Below are 17,666 nucleotides of genomic sequence, written 5' to 3'. Positions count from 1 at the left end.
ACTTATTTTACTTACAAAAATTATGACGAATAGGTATTTACAATATTTACATTCACAATTTTTTGTAAGATAAAAATAAAAATTCTTTCTTGATATTGACGTCACATTTTTTTACACGCCAATATCAATTGGTGTAATGGATGAGGCTAGCCCTGCTTACACAAGCGCCCCTTAAAATCTCTGCAAAGAAATAGCTTTGCCCAGCTTGTCAAATCACAAAGCCACATAGGCCTTAAGCTGCTTGGCGTTTTACAATAAGTAAATTACTCATCAATTTAGCCGCTTGCTTTTGCAAAGCTTTTACTCGCCCCCTATTGGAGCCATACCATGCACGCTGCAGATTTATTACAGTCGCTCACCCTTAGCCAAAAAGTGGCGCAAATGTTTATGGTGGGCTTTGATGGCTTTGTGCCCAATGCGCATATTGAAACGATGCTTACGCAGCAGCAGATTGGCGGGCTTATTTTATTTAGGCGCAATGTGGCTGATGTGGAGCAAGTAGCGGCTTTAAATTTACATTTGCAGCAAATCAATGCGCGTTTTAACTCTGTGCCACTATTAATAGGTATTGATCAGGAAGGCGGGATGGTGATGCGGATTGAAGATGGCGTCACCCCGCTACCATCGGCAATGGCCTTTAAAAACACCGCCAACGTGGCCGATTGCACGGCGCTCACCCAAATCGGCAATGCGGAGCTTAAATCGCTAGGCATTAATATTAATTTTGCGCCAGTATTAGATATTAATAATAATCCGCAAAACCCCGTGATTGGCGTGCGCGCCTATGGCGAAACCGCTGGCGAAGTTTACCAATTTGGCCTTGCCGCATTAAGCGGTATGCAAGCGGCGGGCATGGCCGCCACCGGCAAACATTTTCCTGGCCATGGCGATACGGCGGTGGATTCACATGTCGGTATGCCGGTGGTGGCACACGATAGAGCGCGTTTAGATGCAGTAGAGCTAGCGCCATTTTGTGCGGCATTTAATGCGGGGCTAGATGCCTTAATGACGGCACATGTGGCTTTCCCGGCCATTGAGCCAGATTTATCTATCCCTGCCACGCTTTCCCACGCGGTGCTCAGTGGCTTATTAAGAAATGAATTGGGCTTTAAAGGCGTGGTGATTACCGATTGCCTAGAAATGGATGCGATTGCCAAAGGCGTGGGCACGGTGGCGGGGGCGGTGCAAGCCGTTCTGGCTGGGGCAGATATTGTGCTGATTTCGCACACGCCAAGCACACAAACCGCCGCCTTGGCCGCCGTGCAAGCTGCAGTGGAGGCTGGCGAAATTAATATCGCCCAGATTGATGCATCGGTTCTGCGTATTTTGGCTTTAAAACAGCAATATCAGATGCAAAACTGGGCAAGTTTAGTGCCGTCTTTACAAGCGGCCAGCAGCATGGCGCTATCGCAACGCGTACACCAAGCCGCCATTACTGGCAGCGCTCAACCATTGGATAAAAATAAGCCGGTGCTTTTAATCAGCGCTGAAGTGCGTGCGCATACAGAAATCGATGAAGTGGCGCTAGGCAAAACGCCAGAAGCGCGTAACTCACTAGCGCAGCCTTTAAGCGAGCTAGGCTTTACCGTGAGCGAGCACTGGATTGGGCTAAGGCCCAGTGCAGCTGAGCTAGATGCCGCCCTCACGCAAGCAGCCCTTGCCCAGCAAATTATTTTTGTTTCTTATAATGCAACGCTTAACCCAGAGCAGCAGGCCTTGATAACTGCCCTGCCACAAGACAAGCTTTGGCTAATCGCTGGGCGGCTGCCTTATGACTTAGATTTGGCCCCTCACGCGGCTGGCCGGTTAAGCTGCTGCGCCAATCGCCCTGCTGCTTTGCAGGCTATTGCGGAAAAATTAGCGGAAAAATAATCTCGTACATCCGTATTCATCTATAGAGGCCCAGCATTTTGATACAAATGCTGAGCTTTGCAATACAGCACTTCTTAGGGGCGCTGCTTGCTGCTCCCAATATGAACTAGGGGCCCGCAAGTAGCGCCCCTATATTTTGGGCGACATAAGGCTTTTGAATGCTTGTGGTAGAGCCAAACCTTGATGCTCGTGCAGCGGTGTAACGCCAAGCAACAGTGCATTATCCAATAATTTATGTGTGACCCCATTCACGCATCAGTATTTTTGACCGATACCAGTAATTCTTGCAATAAAAAATCAAAATTCTTTCACTTCACACAATAAAACCCAAAAAATCCATGCGCAGAGCCGCATCACGCTCAATATCAACACAGCATCCCTTGTACTCATTGATTGTATGTATATCAAGAGGAGCTGCGATAGCACATGCCAATTTTTTATTTATATATCGCTAATACCAGATAAAAAAACCATAAGGAATCGCTTATTGAAATGACATCGCGTTCTCGGTACAAAGGCAACCAAGGCAATCAAACAACGAGCAACAGAAGAGTTTTATTCACTGAGTACCCATGAAAAACCTCTGTTCATCATCAGTAAAAAATTGAACCCACACATTAAGCCATCTGCAAAAACAGATCGATTTAAACTTAAATTGGAAACGATCATGAGTACCTTCAAAAAAACTGCTGCCGTTGCTATTTTCGCTTTATTTAGCAGTGCCGCTTATGCAACGAGTGCTTATGTTGATCAGTTTATTAGCTTTACTGATGGTGCAGGTGTAGATAAAAGCGCCAGCGCTCAAGGTGGCTTTAATAGCGCATATCCGGTATCTGTAAACCCAACCATTGCCACTGGCGCACCTGTCACTGGCGAATGGGTTTCCTTACCTCAAGACTACATGGCCACCTACGGGTTTAATGGTCAACAAGCCACAGGCACTATTGGCATTTTCAGTGTGGCCAATGGCGCAAATGAAGTAGCCAGTGTATTTGGCCGCTTAAATAGCGCCGCAGCGTGGAGCCTTATCGGCACAGTAACGGAAGGTGGCGGAGTAGGACTAGGCCCACAATCATCGTTTCTGACTTTAACTAGCGCAATTAGCCAAGTAATGGTTAAAAGCCATGGCAGTGCAGGTGCATCACCAGGATTTGACTTAATGGGTATTCAAGGCACAGGCATGGTTACAGCCCCCGTGCCTGAGCCAGAAACCTATGCCTTAATGGGTTTAGGCTTAATTGCAGTATTTGCCCACCGCCGTAAAGCAGCATATGTATAATTTTTAACGTTTTTTCTAACACATAGGAAAAAAACCCCATATGCATAGCGCTTATCTAGCATCAATAAAAAAAGGCCATTTACGGCCTTTTTTTATTTTTTAATAACATAACTCACATACCAATATAGCGATCTGGCCGATGATTAATAGCAATCGCTAAATTCAAGGCCAATGCGCCTAAAACAGAAATAAATAACTGTTTATAATTAACCACGCCAAAGCCGACGCATAAAATAACTAGATCAAACACCAATTGCACATAACCAGTGCGCCAGCCAAAGCGTTTTTGCAAATATAGCGCCAATACCGTAACGCCACCTAAGCTGGCTTTATGCCGAATCAGCATTAAAATACCCACCCCTGCCAATAAGCCCCCCATTAATCCAGCGAACACGGGATTAATATCACCCAAATTAATTAAATTTGGCAGCCATCCACAAAGCAGCGCTAAGACTCCTACGCAAGCAAAAGTTTTAAGCGTAAATTCCTTACCTAACATGCGATAAGAGAATATATAAATCGGTAAATTAATAAAAAACAGCACTGTACCGTACGGCCAATGCGCAATATAGTGCAGCAGAAATGCTAAACCTGTAGCTCCGCCGGTAAGTAAGCCTGCCTGCTTAAAAAACTGAATCGCCAGCGCCATCAGTAAAACGCCAGTAAGTAGTCCTTGCAGATCTTCAAGAATAGTGTGGGAATGCTGAGGCTGAGACATACAAAACCGATAGAAATGAAAGCAGGCGCGCAGCATAGCGATGAATGCTATGTGGGTAAACGGAAGTAAGTCGCAAAGAGCTTTCGCCGTTGATCAGTCATGCCGGACTAATGCTGAAGTTATCCACTATTAATGCCGATAAACTGGCTTATCCGTAATGCAGAACTTAATAGGGAGTTTTATCGTGATTAACTCTGTTTCTCAAACAAATACCGTAAGCAATGCCACCGTTATAAAAGACAACAAAGATGTAGAAAAAAAGCCCGCCCCCACCGAGGCCAGCATTCGCGCTCAAACCAATCAGCAGATCTTGCAAGCTTCTTTACAGGTATCGATTAGCAGCGGTGATAAACCAATGCAACTGCTGTTTCGCAACGCAATTGATAAGATTAATGACGTGCTGAAGCCAGAATTTGGCGACGACGCAATTAAAAATGCCACGAACCAAGATAACTCTCCCGAGGGTACCGCTGGGCGAATTATTGCACTTTCTACTGGGTTTTATGAGGCATTTGCTAAGCAAAGACCTGGGCAAGATCCCGATAAAATTGCTGCAGAATTTACCAAGGTGATTCGTGGCGGCGTAGAAGAAGGCTTTAAACAAGCCAAAGACATTCTCAAGAGCTTACAAGTGCTAGACGGAACCATTGCCAGCAATGTAGACAAAACCTATGAATTAGTACAAAAAGGTTTGGATGATTTCTTAGCAAGCAAAACCAAAAAGCCAGAGCAAGCAGCGAGTTAATTGCCCCCTCAAGGAGAATCGTAGGGGCACGGCATGCCGTGCCCGTCTAATAATCTAAGCCAAACGCCTCAACACTTCAGCCTTACCTAATAATGCCAAGACTGCATCTACCGAAGGGGTATGCGTTGTACCGCACACTTTGGCACGCAGTGGCATGCCTACTTGGCCCATTTTCACGCCTTGCGATTTGCAAAACTCTTTAATAAAGACCGAAATACTGGCCGTGTCCCACACTTCTAAACCTGCAATTTCAGCAGCAAATGCGGCAAGGCGGGCCAAATCATCTGCGCCTAAATGCTTAGCAATAATCTCATCCGAAGGGGTGAGCGGCTGGTAAAAGTAAGTTGCTTCTGTGGCCAGCTCTACAATGGTTTGCACTCGCTCTTTTAAGAGCGCCACTACAGCTACTAAAGCAGGGCCAGCCGTCAGATCAATACCCTTTTCATCCAAGAAACGCTTAGCCAAGTCAGCAAGGCGAGCGGTATCCGCGGCCTTAATATGCTGAGCATTCAGCCACAGTAGTTTTTCTTTATCAAAGCGGCTGGGGCTGGCGGATACATCTTTTAGATCAAACCATTCTACAAACTGCGCCATGGTAAACAGCTCATCGTCACCGTGGCCCCAGCCCAAACGCGCTAGGTAATTAAGCAGTGCTTCGGGTAAATAACCCGCGCTATCGTAATCGACCACACTCACCGCGTCGCGGCGCTTCGATAATTTTTGACCTTGATCGTTATGAATCATGGGCAGGTGAGCAAATTGCGGCAGCGGCGCGCCCAGCGCATTAAAAATATGAATCTGACGCGGAGTGTTGTTGACATGATCGTCACCGCGAATTACTTGGGTAATGCCCATATCCCAATCATCCACCACCACGCAGAAGTTATACGTTGGGGTGCCGTCGGTACGGGCGATAATCAAATCGTCTAGCTCAATATTGCCGATTTCAATCCGGCCCTTCACTAAATCATCCCAAGCCACCACGCCATCTAACGGCGTTTTAAAACGCAATACCGGCTGCACACCGGCTGGCGGTGTTGGCAAGGTTTTGCCTGTCTCAGGTCTCCAGCGGCGATCGTACTTGGCTTTTAAGCCCAGCGCTTCTTGCTCGCTGCGCATGGCATCGAGCTCTTCTTTAGACATATAGCAGTGATAAGCGTGACCGCTGGCTAAGAGCTGCTGCACCGCTTCTCTGTAGCGATCCATGCGCTGCATTTGGTAAAACGGGCCTTCATCGTAATCAATGCCTACCCAGTGCATGCCATCCAGAATCGCTTTAACGGATTCTGGTGTCGAGCGTTCTAAATCGGTGTCTTCAATCCGTAGCACAAAAGCGCCGCCATTTTTGCGTGCGTGCGCCCAAGAAAACAGCGCGGTGCGCACACCACCAATATGTAACAAGCCCGTAGGACTAGGGGCAAAACGAGTACGTACAGTCATGACAGCTACCAAGAGAATAGAGCGAGGAAGGGGATATTGTAGCCGCTAGGCGCAAAGCCGCCTACCAAGCTCATCAGACTGGCCACACAAAAGCCGCAAAAATCACGCATAAGCCACGATTTTTGGCCCACAAGCAGCAAGCGCCCTTAGCAAAGCATGCAAGGGCGCTCGCTCCTTATGGATTGATAACCTTACTTAGCCTGCTGCAAGCGATATTCAACCAACTCAGCAATACTCAGCACTTGCAAGCCATGCTCGGCGGCATAACGGGTGATATCGTCACCGCGCGCCATCGTGCCATCTGGATTCATCAGCTCGCAGAGCACCGCAGCAGCTTGCAAACCTGCTAATACCGCTAGATCAACCGAGCCTTCGGTATGGCCGCGCCGCGCCAATACACCACCGGCTGTAGCACGTAGCGGGAAAACATGGCCAGGGCTGGCAAGATCTTCCGGCTGAGCGCCTTGGGCAATCGCCGCCTTAATGGTGGTCACCCGATCGGCCGCCGATACGCCAGTGCTAACCCCGTGCCGCGCCTCAATCGACACGGTAAACGCCGTGCTAAAGCGGCTTTGGTTATCTGTCACCATAGGCGGCAATTGCAAATGCCTGAGGGTTTCATCCGGCAGGCACAGGCACACAATGCCGCTGCCATCACGGATCATTTGCGCCATAGAACGGTCGGTGATTTTTTCGGCAGCGACGATTAAATCGGCCTCGTTTTCGCGGTCGAAATCATCCATCAATAAAACGGGCCGCCCTTGGCGCATATCAGCCAAAGCCTGTTTAAAGCGGATTGGAAAAGTACTTTGGATAGGATTTGAAACAGCTTCGATCAACATAAAGAAACGCTCTCGCAATAAAAGGGGCGAAAAACGGTTCAGGGAGTGGGACAGCAGCAAGCTAGCCGCCATAAGCCTATGGCAGGCAGATTACCGCGCATCTTCTTTCATCCGGACTATCACCGTCGGCTCTGGAATTAAACCAGATCTGCTGACCCTCCCACTTAGGGAAGCGCTCGCGGGCTTGTTGATTGTTGTTTGAGAAAACAATCTACTTACCGCCGGTGGGGAGTTGCACCCCGCCCTGAAGACGTACGACTTTGGATGATTAATCCAAGCCCTATTGTCGATCCTTGCAGTGCAGCATGTCCAGCCCAAACGGGAAAACACTTACAAAAAACCTAGGTAATGTTGAAAGCTTTTCCTGACTATGCTTCTTGCTCAATCTCATTATAAATATCGCAGGGCGGGTGAAACCCGCGTGTTTATTCGGCATTGCTCGCGGGTTTCACACCCTACAAACTCCAAAACCAAGCTGCCGAAGACACTAAAAAACAAGTGCCTAGCGCCCCGGTGGTGGAGTGATTTGCTTGGGTTTGTAATCGCAAACATCATTCACTACGCAGCTCCAGCATTCGGGCTTACGGGCTTTACACACATAGCGGCCATGCAGAATCAACCAATGGTGAGCGTTGAGTTTAAACTCGGCAGGCGTGTTTTTTAACAGCTTTTCTTCGACAACTTTGACATCCTTGCCGGGTGCTAAACCGGTGCGATTAGATACGCGGAAGATATGCGTATCCACTGCAATGGTCGGAATCCCAAACGCGGTATTCATCACCACATTAGCGGTTTTTCTGCCCACACCTGGCAGCGCTTCTAGCGATGCTCTATCTCTTGGCACTTCACTGCCGTGCAGCTCTATCAGCATGCGACAGGTTTCCAGCAAGTGCTTAGCCTTGCTGTGATAAAGGCCTATCGTCGCAATATAGGATTCCAGCCCTTCTACGCCTAAAGCCAGAATGGTTTCGGGCGTATTAGCCACTGGGAATAAGCGCTTAGTCGCCTTATTCACCCCCACATCCGTAGCTTGGGCGGAGAGTAATACCGCCGTCAGCAGCTCAAAGGGGCTGCTGTAGTTAAGCTCAGTCGTTGGGTTGGGATCAAGATCTGCAAGACGCTGGTAAAAAATCCGCCGAGTTTCTTTATTCATTTTTTATTCCAAAAACTCATTTCCGGCTCAAAGCAGCTCCCCGGCATATCAAGAGCTTTTTCTTGCATATACGCTTGAGCGTCGGCAATGGCTTGGTTGTAAACGCTGGGGGCGATCTCTTGCATAAAGAAATCGAGCAGCATTCCAGCCTGCATATTGCCAATGGGCTCATCCATATTTTTATCAAAATAGTGCTTAATAGATTTGACCAATAAGGCTTCGGCTTCTTTGCTTATTTTTAATGCCATTTGTATGAGTCCATCCAAAATATATGATTAACCTGCAAAGATTTTTAGCTTAACTTGCCTATTTATCTTGATCACGGTTTATCGCATCCCATTCATCCCATGGCTCACGCATGAGCTGAATGTAGTAATAGATGCCAACAGCCAGCATGCCGATTCCCAAAACCAACACCGCGAACCGGCCCCAAAAGCCAAGATTGAGCAGCCACCAGATCATGGCCGCCAATAAAAAATAAGCCAGAAGCTCAATGAATCGCCACAACATTGGCCAGTAATCCTGCCTTGGCTTGAAGACGCTTATCCATAGCGGTTTTCACCGCAATCAGTAGGCCAAGGCCAATAAATGCGCCAGGCGGCAAGATGGCGAGTAGAAACTGATAATGCATGTCGGCAGGAATAATATGAATTGTCCACGCTTGCGCCGCAGGGCCAAACACCAGATCAATACCTGAGAGCAAAGTACCCTTGCCCACCAGCTCACGCATCCCGCCAAGCACCGCCAACACTAAGGTCAGGCCAATACCCATAAAGAAGCCATCTAGCGCCGAATCCCAAACGCTATTCTTGCTGGCAAACGCTTCTGCCCGCGCCAATACGATGCAGTTAGTGGTAATCAGCGGAATAAAAATGCCCAGCACCACATACAAACCATGTGCGTAGGCGTTAAACAATAAATCCACCACAGTGACCAAGGCGGCAATTATCAGGATAAAAATGGGGCTGCGCAATTCATTGGGCACAAACTGGCGAATCGCCGCAATGGCCGCTCCCGACACTAGCATCACTAGGCTAGTAGCTAGCCCTAGCGATACACCATTCACAATATTGCTCGATACCACCAACACGGGGCACATGCCCAAAACCTGCACCAGCCCAGCATTTTGCTTCCAGATGCTGTTACTAATAATTTGTTTGCTCATGTGTTACTCCATAACTTACCCATAGAGCGGGTGTAATTCATATCTGCGCCAAACAAAGTTATATGAAACATCAGTAATATAAAAACGTTGCTAAACCTTAAACCACAGAGGAGAACGAGAGCACAAAGAACACAGAGAAAGGCTCAAAACAGTACTTTATTTTCTCTGTGAAACTCTGTGGGTCTCTGTGGTTTAAGATATAACTCGCTGATTCATTTCACTACACGTGGGCACGGGTGCCCACCCTACGATTTCTTTTAATTCACCGTAGCCCATAACTGCGGCTGCTTGGCCACGTACTCCAATACCCGTTTTACTGCCCCAGTCACCGCGCGCGGGCTGATGGTGGCGCCAGCCATATAATCAAAACCGCCGCCGTCTTTTTTTACTTTCCAAAAATCTGCATTTTGTGGGGTCAGCTCGCGCCCCTTGAATTGCTCTATCCATGTCGATTTAGCCGCATCGATATAATCCCCCAGCCCTGGCGTTTCTTTGTGTGCCACTACCCGCACACCCAGCACCTGCCCATCATTTGCCACGCCAACCAGCAGTTTAATTTTGCCTGCATAACCATCAGGGGCCATGGCTTCAAATACAGCGGCCTCTGTTCTGCCGGCTTTTTTAGCCAGATAAACATAGCTATCGCCATCGTTACCTAAGGCTTTGCCATCCACCACAGATAACAGTTTTGCATCTTTCAGCAGATTATTATCAAAACTCTTGGCAGGTAAAACTTGGGCGATCAGCGCCACTTTGGCTTTTTCTTCGTTGTTGATAACTTTTCTGCGCGTGAGCTGGTAAGTGCCCGCCATCAGCGCCGTAAACACCACCGCAAACAAAAATAAAGTAGCCGCGCCACGCACACCATTGGCAAACATGGTTTTCATTCATCACCCCGAAAATTTATTAAAACCTAAACCAGTTAACAAATAGCGTCAGCTTAATCAAATAGCGAGCCAAATCTTGAACCACAGAGATAAATGAGAGCACAGAGCAAACAGAGAAAATCTCCATCAATTATCTGGCATCCTCTGTGGAACTCTGTGCTCCTCGGTGTTCTCTGTGGTCCAAGAATTAGCAATGATCCCAAGCCAACTTATTTCTTACGCCCAAACACCGGCGGTTGCGTGTACTGATCGATAAAAGGTGTGGCGATATTCATGATCAGCACGGCAAACGCCACGCCATCTGGGTAAGCACCAAACACGCGAATCATATACGTCAGCAGCCCCGCCAAAGCCGCAAAGATCAGCCTGCCGCGCGGCGTGGTTGGTGCGGTTACGGGGTCGGAAACAATAAAAAACGCTCCCAAAATGGCCGCGCCACTAAATAGGTGAAACCAAGGCGGGCTGTAGTTAGCTGGGTCTAGGCCATAAAACACGCTGGCGGTGAACATCAACGCCCCCAAGAATCCCACAGGAATTTGCCAAGGGATGAGCTTTTCTCGCAATAAATATATGCCACCCAGCAAGAACCCAGCTGCAGCCCATTCACTACCCACGCCAGCCAGATTGCCAAATAGCGGTGCGCCCATCACATCAGCCAAGGCCTGATGCGCCTTTAAGCCAGTTTTAATGGTATCTAGCGGCGTGGCCGAAGCCATGGCATCAAAAGCCGCTGGCACTGCTCCGCTAAAAATCGTGATCACTTGAGTAATGCTATCCAGATGCGGCATATCCAGCGCCAAAGGCGCAGCCCAGCGCGACATTTGCGCTGGAAAAGACACAATCATCACCGCAAAGCCAACCATCGCTGGGTTAAAGGGGTTTTGCCCCAGTCCGCCGTATAAATGCTTGGCTAAGCAAATGGCAATCAAGCTAGCCAGCACCACCACCCACCACGGCGCTAGCGGCGGCATAGACAAGGCCAGCAGCAAGGCGGTTACCGCAGCCGAACCATCTAAAATAAACGGCTTGATTGGGTAGTGACGCAGCTTTAGGCAAGCCGCCTCTGCCAGCAGCGCCGTCAGCAGCGCCAGAGTAATCTGCACCAACACACCCACGCCAAAAGCCCAGGTCATTGCGGCAATGCCTGGCACCAAGGCCGCAGCCACCTTGAGCATCACCACTTGCAGCGGCGTGGGTTTTATAAAAAACGGCGAAGTATTCATTGCTATCCTGATTGAATGCGGGCACGGCATGCCGTGCCCCTACGATTGTTTTCTTAATGCTGCGGCGGCTTTGGCTTGTTCAATCTGAGCTTGTTTCTCCGCTTCCCATGCGCTGCGCTCCTCAACGCTCATGGCGGCGATTCTTACTCTTTCTTCGCGCCGCTTATCTAGAATTTCTTTGGTGCGGTCGGTTTTATCCAAACTGCTGACGGGTAGATTTTGTGCGGGAGCCATCGCGGGCACGTCACTACGCGCTACCGGCACAGCGGCTTCGGCCTCGGCTTTTTTAGCCGCGGCTCTGGCCATGGCGGCAGCAATTTTGGCTTTTTTCTCTGCCGCTAATTGCGCAGTGGCATCTAAAGCTGAATCTGGTGCGGCATCCGCGCTGGCAACAGATTCAGCATCAGGCGCAGTTCTAGCCATGGCAGCCTTGATCTTAGCCGCGCGAATTACATCTTCAGGATCATCAGACGCCACAGCCTGCGCCAGTTTTTGGGCTGCTTTGGCAGCTAAGCGCTCGGCTTTTTCTTGTTTTTCACGCTCAGCACGAAATTCTCTAAATTCAAAGCGCTCACGCGCAAGGTCGGCGGCCTGTTTAGATTTTTCTGCCGCCCAGATTTCAGACTTGGCAAAGCGGTAGTAATCCACCAGGCGAATATTGCTAGGGCAAACGTAGGCGCAAGCACCGCACTCAATGCAATCAAATAACTGCCGCTCTTGCGCCTTGCCAAAGTTTTTGCTTTTGGCAAACCAGAATAAATCCATGGGCTGCAATTCTGCTGGGCAAGCTTCGGCGCATTTGCTGCAACGGATACAGGGCATTTCGCGCGGTTTTTCGGGAAAATCGACCGGCGATTTGGCGATCACACAGTTACCCGCCTTGCTCAAGCCTACTTCTAGGGATGGCAGCTCAAAGCCCATCATCGGGCCGCCATAGATATAGCCGCTGCTGCCCTTATCCCCCGCTTCTTTTAATAGATATTTAAGCGGCGTACCGATCAGCGCCTCCACATTACCTGGCCGCTCTACATTGCCGGTAATGGTGACCACGCGCCGAATCACTGGCTCGCCATGCGCCAGCGCGCAATAAATACTATGAATGGTGGCCACATTAAAGCACTGCACGCCTAGATCGGTGGAGCGCACCCCGGCTGGCACTTCGATATCGCACAATAACTTGATAAGCTGTTTTGCCCCGCCCGAAGGGTAAAGCGTTGGCACCAGCACCACCTCAATTGCGGCCACCGCGTGGCTTTGATTGGCGGCAATGGCTAAGCGTAGTGCCGCTGCGGCTTCTGGCTTATTGTCTTCAATGCCAATTTTGATTTGCTTGGCATTTAACAGCTGCTGCACCATCAAAATGCCAGCGATCATTTCGCTGGCGCGCTCACGCATGATGCGATCATCACAAGTGATATAAGGCTCGCACTCCGCACCATTAATCACCAGCGTATCAATCGAGCTGGCATTGAGCTTTAGGTGCGATGGAAACACTGCGCCGCCCAGCCCTACCACGCCCATATCGCGTAGATAATCGCGCACCACCTTGGGCGCAGCGTTTCTCCAATCAAATGGCGTTTTGCTAATCCATTCGTCTAGGCCATCGGCTTTTAGCGTAATACACAGGTCAGCTAGGCCAGAGGGATGTGGCACTTGCTGCTCGCCAATCGCAATAATCTCGCCCGAAGTAGGCGCATGGATGGCGGCCGAAATCATGCCATCGGCAGCAGCCAGTTGCTGGCCTTTTAATACCCGCTCGCCCACCACCACTATGGGCTTGGCAGGGTTACCAATGCTTTGCTGCAAGGGCAAAATTAAAAATGGCGGTAGCGCGGCTGGCCGGATTGGCGAACGGTTGGACTCAATTTTATGCTCGGGCGGATGAACGCCGCCATGAAAATTCACGACCTTTATCACTTTCTGGGTTTGGGTCATGATTTAACTCGGATGGGGATAACAGGATAGCGCCAGCGCCAGTTATTCACCGTGGTTCCCACCGGCACAATATCAATACAATCCACTGGACAGGGCGCAACACAGAGCTCACAGCCGGTGCATTCAGCCGCAATCACGGTATGTAAATGCTTGGCCGCGCCCACAATGGCATCCACTGGGCAGGCCTGAATACACAGCGTACAGCCGATACAAACGGCTTCATCAATCAGCGCCACTGCTTTGGGTTTTTCAACACCATTGTCGGCATTTAGCGGTTTAAATTCTTTACCCAGCAGCTCAGCCAGCTTACGGATACCATCCTCGCCACCTGGCGGGCAGCAATTGATATCGGCCTCTTCATTGGCAATCGCCGTGGCATAGGGCTTACAGCCAGGAAAACCACACTGGCCACACTGGGTTTGCGGCAGGATTGCGTCGATTTTATCCACCAGTGGATCTTCATCCACCTTAAATTTAATCGCAGCAAAGCCCAGCACCGCACCCAGCGCCAAAGCAAGAACAGCCATTAACAGAATGGCCAGTAAAAAAGACATAGCTTTCCTAAAAATGATTACAGATCACAAACCCAAATCTTGAACCACGGAGGACACAGAGAACACGGAGAAAACCTAGGAATGCATGAAGTGATAATAAACAAAGGATATCCCGAAGAAGACATAGATTGAAAAACGACTCCATTACCCACGTAATGCCTTCATCAGGTATTGATATCGTATTGGTTTTCTCCGTGTAACTCTGTGTCCTCCGTGCTCTCCGTGGTTCAAGACTTGGGTTTTATCGCACCAAGCCAGCGAACCCCATAAATGCCAAGCTCATCAGTCCTGCCGTAATAAACGCGATCGGCGTGCCTTTAAAAAACTCAGGGATATCCGCGCCTTCCAGCCTTTCGCGCATGGCGGCAAATAGGATGAGCACGAGGCTAAAGCCCACGGCAGAGCCAAAGCCAAATAGTAGTGATTCTACAAAGTTGTACTTTTGCGCCGAGCTAATCAGTGGCACACCCAGTACGGCGCAGTTGGTGGTAATGAGCGGCAGGTAAATCCCCAGCGCCTGATACAGCACTGGGCTGGCTTTATGGATAAACATTTCAGTGAATTGCACGATGGCGGCAATCACCACAATAAAGGCCAGCGTGCGCAGGTATTCTAGCTGCCAAAAGATCAGAATCTGATCAATCATCCACGAAGTGCCTGAGGCCAGCGTCAGCACAAAGGCCGTGGCTAGCCCCATGCCGATCGATGCTTCCAGCTTTTTGGATACGCCCATAAACGGGCACAGCCCCAAAATGCGCACCAACACCGCATTATTAACCAGCACCGCGCCCAAAAGCAGCAGTAAATAGTGTTGCAAATCCATTATTTATCCAAATAGCAATTCAATACTCACCAACCCAAACCTTACACCACAGAGAACACGGCGTTTCACAGAGAAAAACGCAAACTACATAATTATATGTACCTGATCAGCAGCTTTGCTTTGCAAACCAAAATAGATAGAAAACCCTAAGAAAAATAAGTCGTCCCGAATGGATTTATTAGGAATCCAGACTCATTACCCTTGGATTCCCGCCTTCGCGGGAATGACGCTAATGAGTATGCAAAGTAACGCTGTGAATCAGATATGAATGCTTTTCTCCGTGGCTCTCCGCGTCCTCCTTTTCCTCCGTGGCTCAAGATCTTGGTTTTTTTACATCGCAGCAATCGCTTCAGCGCAATCGCTGACAATCTGCGGGCCTTCATAGATGAGGCCGCTATAAACTTGTACCAAGCTTGCTCCGGCACGGATTTTTTCTACGGCGTGTTCGCCTTTAAAAATACCGCCCACACCAATAATGGGCAAAGCGCCATCGAGCGCTTCGGCCAGATCACGAATCACCTTAGTGGATTTTGCCCGCACCGGCGCACCGGATAAGCCACCGGCCTCTTGGCCGTGCTTTAAATGCTCAACCCCCACCCGCGATAAAGTGGTATTGCTGGCAATCACCGCATCAATACCGCTGGCGACTAAGCGCTCGGCGATGTCCTGTACTTGATTGCTGTCTAAATCCGGCGCTATTTTGAGGGCAAGTGGCACGTATCGGCCATGACGATCCGCAAGCTCGGTCTGCTTTTGCTTTAATGCCTTTAATAAACGGCCTAATTCATCCGCCCCCTGCAACTGGCGCAGGTTCTTGGTATTGGGGCTAGAGATATTTACCGTCACGTAGCTAGCGTGTTGGTAGGCTTTATCTAAGCAGATCAGATAATCATCAACGGCGTTTTCAATCGGCGTATCCGCATTTTTGCCGATATTGATGCCTAAAACACCTTGATAATTACTGTTTTTAACATTTTCAATCAGCTTATCCACACCGTCATTATTAAAACCCATGCGGTTGATAATGCCCTCGGCCTCGGCAAGACGAAACAGCCTTGGCTTAGGATTACCAGGCTGTGGGCGTGGCGTAATCGTGCCAATCTCTAAAAAGCCAAAGCCAAGCTCGGCCATTGCATCGATATGATCGCCATTTTTATCCAGCCCAGCGGCAAGCCCCACCGGATTAGGGAAATCCAAGCCCATCACAGAGACAGGGCAATCTACAACGGTAGGCGTAAACGAGCGCAAAAAACCTAAGCTGTGCAAGGCATGCAAGCCAGTAAATGCCGCCGCATGCGCTTTTTCGGCATCAAGTAAAAAAAGAAAAGGTTTAGCAAGCTGATAAGACATGAAGGGATACGTCCAGCAAAGAATGGGCGGGTGGGTAAAACCCACCCAAAAAGTGACTTAACCCTTGCGGTTTACGCAAGCATCAAACGTGTTTTGCATCAGCGTTGCCACGGTCATCAAGCCCACCCCACCTGGCACCGGAGTAATCCATGCGGCTTTTTCTTTTGCCACATCAAATTCAACATCACCACAGAGCTTACCGTTTTCTAATCGATTGATACCCACATCAATCACAATCGCGCCAGCCTTAATCCAATCACCCTTTACAAAATTTGGGATACCCACGCCAGCCACCACAATATCTGCACCACGCACTTTGCTTTCTAAGTCTTTGGTTTTGCTATGGCAGATGGTAACGGTAGCGCGTGCCAGTAAAAGCTCTAAAGCCTGCGGGCGACCTACGATATTAGATGCGCCTACGATGACAGCGTCTTTACCAACAAGATCAATGCCGGTGCGCTCTAATAAAGTCATCACACCACGGGGTGTACACGGGCGCAGCAAAGGCATTTTTAAAGCGAGGCGGCCAATATTATAAGGATGAAAACCATCCACATCTTTTACCGGATCGATCAGCTCGATGACTTTCTCTGCATTAATATGTTTTGGTAAAGGCAATTGCACCAAAATACCGTCGATCTCATCGTCTTGGTTAAACTTAGCCACTAAGGCCAGTAAATCCGCTTCAGAAGTATCCGCGGGCAAATCAATATCAATAGAGCGAATCCCCGCATTGGCACACTGGCGCTTTTTATTACCTACATAGACTTGGGAAGCAGGGTCTGCCCCAACCAAAATCACGGCAAGTGCAGGAGCACGCAGGCCACTGGCAACACGGGCATCTACTTTGGCACGAACATCACTAACAATTTCGGCCGAAATCATTTTTCCGTCGAGAATTTGGGCTGTCATGGGTCAATCTCCTGCTGTTTCTATCGCAAAAAACGCATTTTCTCATGCAAAAGCCTCTAACCCAAACATTTCCTACATATATTTCAAAGTAAGCCATCTTGAACTAAGCAAGAAATTTCAAAAAATTTATCCTATATTTTAAATATTTTTCAAAACAAAAATCGTCTTAAAAAACAATACCTAGCGTAAGAATTAAGTTGTTTTCCTGCCAACTTATGCTGCCACCCCCAGAAAAAAGATCGCTAAGGAGCTTGACGCAATAAAATCTGCACAGTATATTGCGTCCTCTGTTCGGGGCGTAGCGCAGCCCGGTAGCGCATCTGCTTTGGGAGCAGAGGGTCGTGAGTTCGAATCCCACCGCCCCGACCAGAACTTATCCTTATGTGATAAGTTGTTTCAAAACTTATTTAGCCAGATAAGTAGTTTATAGTACGGTTGTACAGTGTGCCCGTAGCTCAACTGGATAGAGCAACGGCCTTCTAAGCCGTAGGTTACAGGTTCGATTCCTGTCGGGTGCGCCAAGTGTGTGATCGACTTTAAAACGAACCAAGATTTCAGTTTTAGACTTGTAGTATATTAAGTCTTAAACGCACAGTTTCAACGGTGGCTGTAGCTCAGTTGGTAGAGTCCAGGATTGTGATTCCTGTTGTCGTGGGTTCGAGCCCCATCAGCCACCCCAGTTTGAAAGCAAAAGCCCATCCGCAAGGTTGGGCTTTTTGCTGTCTGGCGTTCTTATATCCTCATACCTGCTGTATTTATCTAGCAATA

Annotated in this window: 17 protein-coding genes, 3 tRNA genes and 1 riboswitch; of the genes, 6 read left to right on the top strand and 14 right to left on the bottom strand. The window is 48.9% G+C overall.

Annotated elements, in window-relative coordinates; translation table 11 throughout:
• The first annotated feature begins 327 nt into the window (after positions 1-327).
• Both nagZ and R6242_RS03370 read left to right on the top strand, forming a co-directional pair.
• Positions 328-1,872: a beta-N-acetylhexosaminidase gene (nagZ, locus tag R6242_RS03375; RefSeq protein ID WP_318423706.1), complete on the top strand. Its 1,545-nt coding sequence runs from the start codon at positions 328-330 to the stop codon at positions 1,870-1,872.
• Between the two features lie 667 nt (positions 1,873-2,539).
• Complete coding sequence (locus R6242_RS03370; RefSeq protein ID WP_318423705.1) at positions 2,540-3,151, top strand: PEP-CTERM sorting domain-containing protein; 612 nt, start codon at positions 2,540-2,542, stop codon at positions 3,149-3,151.
• 112 nt (positions 3,152-3,263) lie between these two features.
• On the opposite strand, the gene R6242_RS03365 is transcribed toward R6242_RS03370, so the two are convergent.
• Positions 3,264-3,869 (bottom strand): YitT family protein, encoded by a 606-nt coding sequence (locus R6242_RS03365; protein WP_318423703.1) that lies wholly within the window; start codon positions 3,867-3,869, stop codon positions 3,264-3,266.
• Positions 3,870-4,053: 184 nt separating this feature from the next.
• Between R6242_RS03365 and R6242_RS03360 the strand changes: the two genes are divergently transcribed.
• Entirely contained in the window at positions 4,054-4,614 is a 561-nt protein-coding gene (locus R6242_RS03360; protein WP_318423700.1) for a DUF5610 domain-containing protein, read from the top strand.
• Positions 4,615-4,668: 54 nt separating this feature from the next.
• On the opposite strand, the gene gltX is transcribed toward R6242_RS03360, so the two are convergent.
• The 13 genes from gltX to folD form a co-directional block, all read right to left on the bottom strand.
• Complete coding sequence (gene gltX, locus R6242_RS03355; protein WP_318423697.1) at positions 4,669-6,054, bottom strand: glutamate--tRNA ligase; 1,386 nt, start codon at positions 6,052-6,054, stop codon at positions 4,669-4,671.
• Positions 6,055-6,245: 191 nt separating this feature from the next.
• Complete coding sequence (gene ribB, locus R6242_RS03350) at positions 6,246-6,896, bottom strand: 3,4-dihydroxy-2-butanone-4-phosphate synthase (RefSeq protein WP_293937790.1); 651 nt, start codon at positions 6,894-6,896, stop codon at positions 6,246-6,248.
• 95 nt (positions 6,897-6,991) lie between these two features.
• Positions 6,992-7,152: riboswitch (FMN riboswitch) on the bottom strand.
• Positions 7,153-7,398: 246 nt separating this feature from the next.
• A complete protein-coding gene (gene nth / locus R6242_RS03345; protein ID WP_293937792.1) occupies positions 7,399-8,049 on the bottom strand; it encodes an endonuclease III in 651 nt (216 codons plus the stop codon).
• Complete coding sequence (locus R6242_RS03340; protein ID WP_293937794.1) at positions 8,046-8,297, bottom strand: DUF2164 domain-containing protein; 252 nt, start codon at positions 8,295-8,297, stop codon at positions 8,046-8,048. The genes nth and R6242_RS03340 overlap by 4 nt, the downstream gene beginning before the upstream one ends.
• Before the next feature lie 58 nt (positions 8,298-8,355).
• The gene (locus R6242_RS03335; RefSeq protein ID WP_318423693.1) at positions 8,356-8,559 is read right to left on the bottom strand and encodes a hypothetical protein; all 204 of its coding nucleotides are present in this window, start codon (positions 8,557-8,559) and stop codon (positions 8,356-8,358) included.
• Positions 8,540-9,214 carry an electron transport complex subunit E gene (locus tag R6242_RS03330; RefSeq protein ID WP_318423690.1) on the bottom strand — a complete coding sequence of 225 codons (675 nt, stop codon included), beginning with the start codon at positions 9,212-9,214 and terminating at the stop codon, positions 8,540-8,542. The genes R6242_RS03335 and R6242_RS03330 overlap by 20 nt, the downstream gene beginning before the upstream one ends.
• 257 nt (positions 9,215-9,471) lie before the next feature.
• Positions 9,472-10,101: an electron transport complex subunit RsxG gene (gene rsxG, locus R6242_RS03325; protein WP_318423687.1), complete on the bottom strand. Its 630-nt coding sequence runs from the start codon at positions 10,099-10,101 to the stop codon at positions 9,472-9,474.
• A 209-nt stretch (positions 10,102-10,310) separates the two neighbouring features.
• Complete coding sequence (locus R6242_RS03320) at positions 10,311-11,324, bottom strand: RnfABCDGE type electron transport complex subunit D (protein ID WP_318423684.1); 1,014 nt, start codon at positions 11,322-11,324, stop codon at positions 10,311-10,313.
• A 39-nt stretch (positions 11,325-11,363) separates the two neighbouring features.
• The gene (rsxC, locus tag R6242_RS03315) at positions 11,364-13,259 is read right to left on the bottom strand and encodes an electron transport complex subunit RsxC (protein WP_318423681.1); all 1,896 of its coding nucleotides are present in this window, start codon (positions 13,257-13,259) and stop codon (positions 11,364-11,366) included.
• Entirely contained in the window at positions 13,256-13,813 is a 558-nt protein-coding gene (rsxB, locus tag R6242_RS03310; RefSeq protein WP_318423678.1) for an electron transport complex subunit RsxB, read from the bottom strand. The genes rsxC and rsxB overlap by 4 nt, the downstream gene beginning before the upstream one ends.
• A 241-nt stretch (positions 13,814-14,054) precedes the next feature.
• Complete coding sequence (gene rsxA, locus R6242_RS03305; RefSeq protein ID WP_318423675.1) at positions 14,055-14,636, bottom strand: electron transport complex subunit RsxA; 582 nt, start codon at positions 14,634-14,636, stop codon at positions 14,055-14,057.
• A gap of 330 nt (positions 14,637-14,966) precedes the next feature.
• Entirely contained in the window at positions 14,967-15,986 is a 1,020-nt protein-coding gene (locus R6242_RS03300) for a quinone-dependent dihydroorotate dehydrogenase (RefSeq protein ID WP_318423672.1), read from the bottom strand.
• 57 nt (positions 15,987-16,043) lie between these two features.
• Positions 16,044-16,898, bottom strand: a complete 855-nt coding sequence (folD, locus tag R6242_RS03295) for a bifunctional methylenetetrahydrofolate dehydrogenase/methenyltetrahydrofolate cyclohydrolase FolD (protein ID WP_318423669.1) — start codon at positions 16,896-16,898, stop codon at positions 16,044-16,046.
• 292 nt (positions 16,899-17,190) lie between these two features.
• Between folD and R6242_RS03290 the strand changes: the two genes are divergently transcribed.
• The 3 genes from R6242_RS03290 (at position 17,191) to R6242_RS03280 (ending at position 17,577) form a co-directional block, all read left to right on the top strand.
• A tRNA-Pro gene (locus tag R6242_RS03290) sits at positions 17,191-17,267 on the top strand.
• A 75-nt stretch (positions 17,268-17,342) separates the two neighbouring features.
• A tRNA-Arg gene (locus tag R6242_RS03285) sits at positions 17,343-17,419 on the top strand.
• Positions 17,420-17,501: 82 nt separating this feature from the next.
• Positions 17,502-17,577: transfer RNA gene (locus tag R6242_RS03280), tRNA-His, on the top strand.
• Positions 17,578-17,666: the final 89 nt, after the last annotated feature.

Origin of the sequence: Iodobacter sp. CM08 (assembly GCF_033446605.1) — a bacterium.
GTDB lineage: Bacteria > Pseudomonadota > Gammaproteobacteria > Burkholderiales > Chitinibacteraceae > Iodobacter.
Note: the sequence above shows the minus strand (reverse complement) of the source record. Positions and strands in the feature narration are given on the sequence as shown.